This window comes from Streptomyces sp. NPDC002690, from assembly GCF_053592415.1.
Window position 1 is genome coordinate 40032 of the sequence record NZ_JBSFVR010000021.1, and the last position, 6000, is coordinate 46031.

The following is a 6000-nucleotide window of genomic DNA, read 5'->3' on the forward strand; positions in this document are numbered from 1 at the left end:
GGCAGGCGGGTACTCCCCGGGGCGCGGGGCGAACGCGTCGGGTGCGGTGCGCTGCGGTGCGTGGCCGCCGACACGGGACGGGGCGCCCGTGTCGACGAGGGCCGCACCCTGCCGTGTCCGCGCCGGGAGGTGCGCGATGCCCGAGCTCGCGACGGCTGGAGCGGGTTCCTTTCGGCGGTGCGGAAGATGTCGGACTCCGCTCCCCGGACGTCGATGGCCGATGTTCGCCGTTGCGAAACCCGGCTTCTTCGAGACCCGTCGCACGGCGCCGGGCCCGGAAGGGGGCCCTCCCGGCACGCACTCGCGCGGGCCGGCCGGAGGCCCGGGGCGCGTCCGGTACGGGCGCTTCTGGCCGGCGCGCGCCGGGGCCGCACCCGACGCTGCTCCTCGACCGGTATCCCCTGGTTGACGTGGCATTGGCCGATCGGGTGCGGCGCCGACGGACGGTGTTCCCCTACCCGGGACACCGGCGTCCCCTCAGGCCGCCGTGGGGCTCGAACCTCGTGGACGGCCACGGCTGCGCCTGGCGGGGCGCCGCTCGGCCGATGCGACGCCCGGCGACTTCCTCGGGGTTTGCGACAACAAAGCTGAGCCTGGACGCTGTTGCGCGGGAGGATCACCGTCGGTCGGGGCTGGAGGCGGCTCACCGGACCGATCCGACCCCGGCGCGCCCCGTCGTGCACGACGCTCGACCGGGAGTCGCCCCACCCGGCGACGGGGAAGGCACCCCGGCCGCCGGTTCCCGGCCCCGCGAGCGCTCAGGCGGCGGGTTCCTCCACCGCGGCGCTCTTCCCGTCGCCGCGCCGGGAGTTCCTGACCGAGGACAGGGCGAGCAGGAGTGCGGGCAGCACGACGATCGCGGCGGCGACGTTCAGCGCGGGGAAGCCGTAGTGGCCGACGACGACGCCGGAGCACGCGCTGCCCAGGGCTCCGCACAGCAGCATCAAAGTGTCGGAGCCTCCCTGGGCCAGCAGCCGGTGTTCGGCGGTCACGGACTCCGACAGGAGCACGGAGCCGGTGACCATGACGCACGACCAGCCGAGACCCAGCAGGAACAGCCCCAGCGCGGACGCCCAGGACACCGTCGCCGGGGACGTACCGAGCGTCAGGAGCGAGAGGAGGCTGAGCAGCAGCCCGACCACCAGGGTGGTGGGACGTCCGACGCGGTCGGCCAGCCGACCGAAGACCGGAGAGAGCCCCGACATCCCGGTGAGGTGCAGGCTGAAAGCGAGTCCGACCCAGCCCATCGACATTCCCGAGTGGCTGATGTGCAGCATCGTCATCGCCATCAGGGACACCATCACGAGGTGATTGGTGGACAGGGCCACCAGGCTCAGCCTCGCGTCGGGGGACGCGTAGGTGCTGACGGGGGCGATGCGGCGGGCTTTGGGCCGCTCGCCGGGTGGTCGGAGTCCCTGCCGGGAATGCAGGAGCGGATCGGGCCGCAGCCAGATTCCGATCATGGCGACCGCCGTCAGGAATCCGACCAGAGCGAACAGGAAGTTGCCCGAGAGATCGGGCATGTCCAGGGCGTGGTCGACGGCGGCTGCCGCGCCGGACAGGTTCGGGCCGGTGATCGTGCCGATCGTCGAGGCCCAGAGCACGAACGAGACCGCGCGACCCCGGTCCTTGTCCGTAGCCAGGTCGCCGGCGGCGAACCGGGCCTGCAATCCAGCCACCTGGGCCGCTCCGTAGAGAACCATGCCCAGGACGAACAGCCAGAAGTTCGCCGACAGCGCGGCGGCCACGCACACCGTCGCTCCCACCGCGCCCACCAGGTACCCGGACATCAGTGCGCGCCGTCGGCCGTGCTGGTGGGCGACGGCGGCCAGGACCGCCGCGGCGGCGGCGGAACCCAGTGTCGAAGCGGTCAGCTCCAGCCCGACCAGCTCCGGGGAGCCGGCCAGGTCCGCCGCCATCAACGTGGCGACACCGAAGCCGGTCGCGACGCCGACGCCCGCCACGACCTGAGTGAGTGCCAGGGTGCGCACCGTGCGCCGCTGCAGTCGGCCCCGACCCGTACCTTCCGTCCCGTACCCCGCCTCACCGGCAGGGTCGATCCTGTTGTCCTGCGCGCACATGACGGCTCCGGTTTTCGGCGTATCGCCGGGCACGGCTCCCGCAGAAGCCGTGCCCGGGCGTCGGCGTGGGTACGTGGCGGTGTGGTGTCGGCGGTGTCGGCGGTGTCGGCGTCGGACCCCGCCGGCAGCGGACGCTCCACTCGCGTGGGCGCGGCGGCGGCCTGCGGTGTGGTCGCCGGTCCCGCCGACGTCCTCACACGGTTGTCGAGCCGGGTTCCGGGCGACATCGATGCCAATCCGTCCCGAAGGCTCTCTCGCCCAGAATGTCCGATCAACACGCGGGTCAAAGCCTTCTGATCCTGCAACGAATCGCGCTCCTGTATCCGTCACGGGTTCCACGAACAGCGGGGCGACAAGGAACGCGGTGCAAGGAATCGCCCATGCATTCCATTGATCCAAGAAATTGACGGCAACGAAGACCCATAGGAGTGAAGGCGCTGGAAGTGCCCCGAACTCCCTTGCGCTGAAGGTCAATTGGTCGGATCCGAAAAACGTAGCACGCCCCACTCGGGCTGGGCCACCCCGCGCACCTCAGGTGAGACGGCGGGAGCGAATGCGCGGCCACTTTCGGCCTCCGCGAATCGCGGAACGGGCGACGGTGGCTACGGATGCCCGGGTAAAGGCCGCCCCGTAGGGCGTTCCCTGTAAAGGCGCAGACGATGCCCTCGAACCCCACGCCCTCGAACCCCACGCCCTCGAACCCCACGCCCTCGAACTCCACGCCCACCGAACACCATGCCCATCGAACGCGGTGTCCCTGAACGCGGTGACCCGAACCCGACGGGGTCGGGAGCCGGTCGTCGGGCTCGGATTCCGCGCCACGACGGCCCGATGCCCTCGCTCACCCCGGAGCCACCGGCGGGCTGGAGCGACCGGAGCCGTCGCGTTGGGGATCATGGTCATGTGAGCGACATCCGAAGGGTTGGGGCACCATGACAGAGAAGATCCACCGCGCGAGCGGCGAAGAGCCCGCTCGCGGCGCAAGCCCGGTCCGCGCTCCGGTCGTCCGCAGCGACGAGCCCGGCTCGTTCGCCCGGGGTGTACTGGCCGAGCGCCACCCCGCCCTCATCCGGCAGGTACGGGACGCCTTCCCGTACGGCCGCAGGCAGCACGAGGCCCTCGACGCGCTGCTGGCCGAGATCACCGACGATGTCGTCGGGCCACTCCCTGCCACGGACCACGACGATGACCATGGCCCTGACCAGGAGCGCTGGGCCGCCTGGGGGCGGGAGTACTTCGGGGGCTCCTGGTACGGCGCCCCCTTTCTGTGGGCGGAGAACTACTTCTACCGCAGGCTCCTCGGCGCCGTCGGGTACTTCGGTACGGGCCCGTGGCGCGGAGTCGACCCCTTCGCACCGTTCAAGCGGGCCGAACTGCGGGGCGAGGCTGTGGCGGAAGAGTTGCGGGCCCTGGACACGCTCGCGGGCGCCCCGGCCGATCAGCGGGGCGCGGCACTCCTGCATGCCTCGCTCTGGGGAAACCGCGCGGACCTCGGCTTCCGGGCCTCGGCGGGCGCCCCGGCGGAGAGCGGCGTCGTCGCCCCGGCGCTGGTGGCCGACGACAGCGCCACGCTGTGGCAGCTCCTGCCGGTCGGGGGCAAGGCCACCGTGGCCGTGGTGGCCGACAACGCCGGACGTGAACTGATTCCCGATCTCGTCCTCGTCGACCACCTCCTCGAACACGGATGTGCCGAGCGGGTCGTGCTGCACGTCAAGCCGTCCCCGTACTTCGTCTCCGACGCGATGACCGCCGACGTGGTCGACTGCCTGCGCCGTCTCGTGGAGGCACCCGGCGAAGCCGGCAGGACCGGCGGACGGCTCTGGAAGGCCATGGCCGCGGGCCGCTTGGAGGTCCGTACCCACCCGTTCTTCTGTACCCCGTTCGCGTACGAGGGGATGCCGGAGGACCTGCGGCAGGAGTTCGCGGGTGCCGCGCTCACCATCCTGAAGGGGGACCTCAACTACCGGCGCCTGGTGGGGGACCGGCAGTGGGACGCGACCGTGCCCTTCGCCGCACTCACCGCGTACTTTCCCGGGGCCGTGGCGGCGCTCCGGACCCTGAAGTCCGATGTCGTCGTCGGCCTGGAGCCAGAATCGCTGGACACCCTCGAACGGTCCGGGGCCGCTTGGCGTACGAGCGGCACCCATGCGCTGATCCAAGTGCGGCCGTAGCCCGGGACGGTCTTCCGGGCGCCCCCGGCCCGCCGGCCCGGGGGCGGCACGCGGCGCCCTCTCCCGGGCACGCCCCGCTGGACCGTCGACAGCCCTTCGGCTGTCAGTCCCGATCCCGGGTGAGAACCGGAACAGCCGGTCAGCCGCAACAGCCGGTCAACCGGAACAGCCGGTCATCCGCAACAGCCGGTCATCCGCAACAGCCGGCCAACCGGAACCGCCGGTCATCCGGAACCGCCGGTCAGCCGCAACAGCCCGGTCATCGCGACCGGCAGGTGAACGGGACGAGTCCTGTGAGGTGTTGCTCCCAAAGATTGTCCAAATCCAGCCCCGGATTCACACAAGTGATCTTGCCGGCTCCACATGGTCGGCTTCACATTGCTGTCACAGCCTGCGCGATCACGTCGACGCGCCTCGCATCGGCTGCCGGGTCCGCTCCGGAGCGGTCTGTCGGGGAAGGCCGGGTGGGCGGAGTGCATTCGCTGTCACGGTGGCGTGTGGGAGGGCAACCACAACACCTCCACCACGGACGCCTCCCTGCCTTCTCTCGGCCCCGGCTGGGCGGACTGGTACGACACCGACATGGAGTTCGGCGAGTGGTTCCCCCGCATGCTCGCGGGGGAGATCGAGACCGACTGGATGCCCGAGTGGCCTGCCCGGCCGTACGCATGGGAACTCACGGAGTAGGGGGAGCCCGCAGATGACTTGTTCCCCCTGCCGACGGCTCTGTGCCTCCATGGAAGGGGACCGGCGGGGGCGTGGGCGGATCTGTTGGTCTCCCGGCCGACCGGCCGAAGATTCCCGTCGGAGGGATGTGCTGGTGTCCAAATGTGCAGGAAGCAGGAAGGGTGAACCTCGGTGACGCGGTCGAGCAGCGACATGGTGAAGTACCTGGCGGGCCTGGTTCGCCCGCCGGTCGAGGGTGGTAACGAAGTGGACTGGGCATCTGTCGAAGCGGCGCACCCGCATGGGTTTCCCAGCGACTATCGCCTGTTCATGGAGGTTTACGGGCAGGGTTGCTTCGACGACTTCCTGGGTGTCGAGCCGCCGGTGCAGGAGGTCTATCCACTGGACGTGGGTGCGACGATCCTGGGACGAACCGCCGATGCGTTCGAGACGGCGGAAGCGTCGGAGTACGACGAGCCCGAGCTGTTGGTCGCCTGGGGGCTGACCACCGAATCCGATCTGCTCTGCTGGCGTACCGATTCGGTCGATCCCGAGAAATGGACCGTCGTCCTCTCGCGGCGGCAGTACCACTCCTGGGAGCATTTCGACTGCGGGATGGTGGAGTTCCTCTGCCGCTACGCCGAGCGTGATCTTTCCGAAATCTGGACGTTCAGAGGTCTCGGGTACGCCGGGTGTCGCTTCGTTCATGACCGCGACCTCAAGGAAGCCATTCTGTGCGGAAAAGATCCATGGGAACGCGAGCCGTTGCCGGGAATATGACGGTCATTGTTCTCGGTACGGCACACGGCGTGCGGCACACGGCGCGCGGCACACGGCCGGGGTGTGACAGCGGACGTGCGGGCGCACGCGCGACCGGGCCGAGGCCCGACCCGTGGCACGGGCCCGGGGTGGCGTGTTCAGCTCGCGAGCGGAAAGAACGAACCGGTGAGACTCCCGTCCGCGTCGGCGGCCCTGGCAGCCCCTGGGCGCCGCGGTACTGGCTCGGCCCTCGCTCGGTCGCGCTGCTCCACGATCGTCGCCACGTGCAGCGCGGCACCGCACCCTCGGAGCACCGAGGGTGC

At 70.5% G+C, this 6000-nt stretch carries 4 protein-coding genes; 3 read left to right on the forward strand and 1 reads right to left on the reverse strand.

Features of this window, described 5'->3' with window-relative positions; all coding sequences use genetic code 11:
- Positions 1-758: 758 nt before the first annotated feature.
- Positions 759-2081 (reverse strand): MFS transporter, encoded by a 1323-nt coding sequence (locus tag ACWD3D_RS05380; protein WP_451459589.1) that lies wholly within the window; start codon positions 2079-2081, stop codon positions 759-761.
- A 932-nt stretch (positions 2082-3013) separates the two neighbouring features.
- On the opposite strand from ACWD3D_RS05380, the gene ACWD3D_RS05385 reads away from it, so the two are divergent.
- The 3 genes from ACWD3D_RS05385 to ACWD3D_RS05395 all read left to right on the forward strand — a co-directional run bounded on the left by ACWD3D_RS05385 (position 3014) and on the right by ACWD3D_RS05395 (position 5698).
- Complete coding sequence (locus ACWD3D_RS05385) at positions 3014-4252, forward strand: damage-control phosphatase ARMT1 family protein (protein ID WP_451459590.1); 1239 nt, start codon at positions 3014-3016, stop codon at positions 4250-4252.
- 495 nt (positions 4253-4747) lie between these two features.
- The gene (locus tag ACWD3D_RS05390; RefSeq protein ID WP_451459591.1) at positions 4748-4939 is read left to right on the forward strand and encodes a hypothetical protein; all 192 of its coding nucleotides are present in this window, start codon (positions 4748-4750) and stop codon (positions 4937-4939) included.
- Positions 4940-5131: 192 nt separating this feature from the next.
- Positions 5132-5698 (forward strand): hypothetical protein, encoded by a 567-nt coding sequence (locus ACWD3D_RS05395; RefSeq protein ID WP_451459592.1) that lies wholly within the window; start codon positions 5132-5134, stop codon positions 5696-5698.
- Positions 5699-6000: the final 302 nt, after the last annotated feature.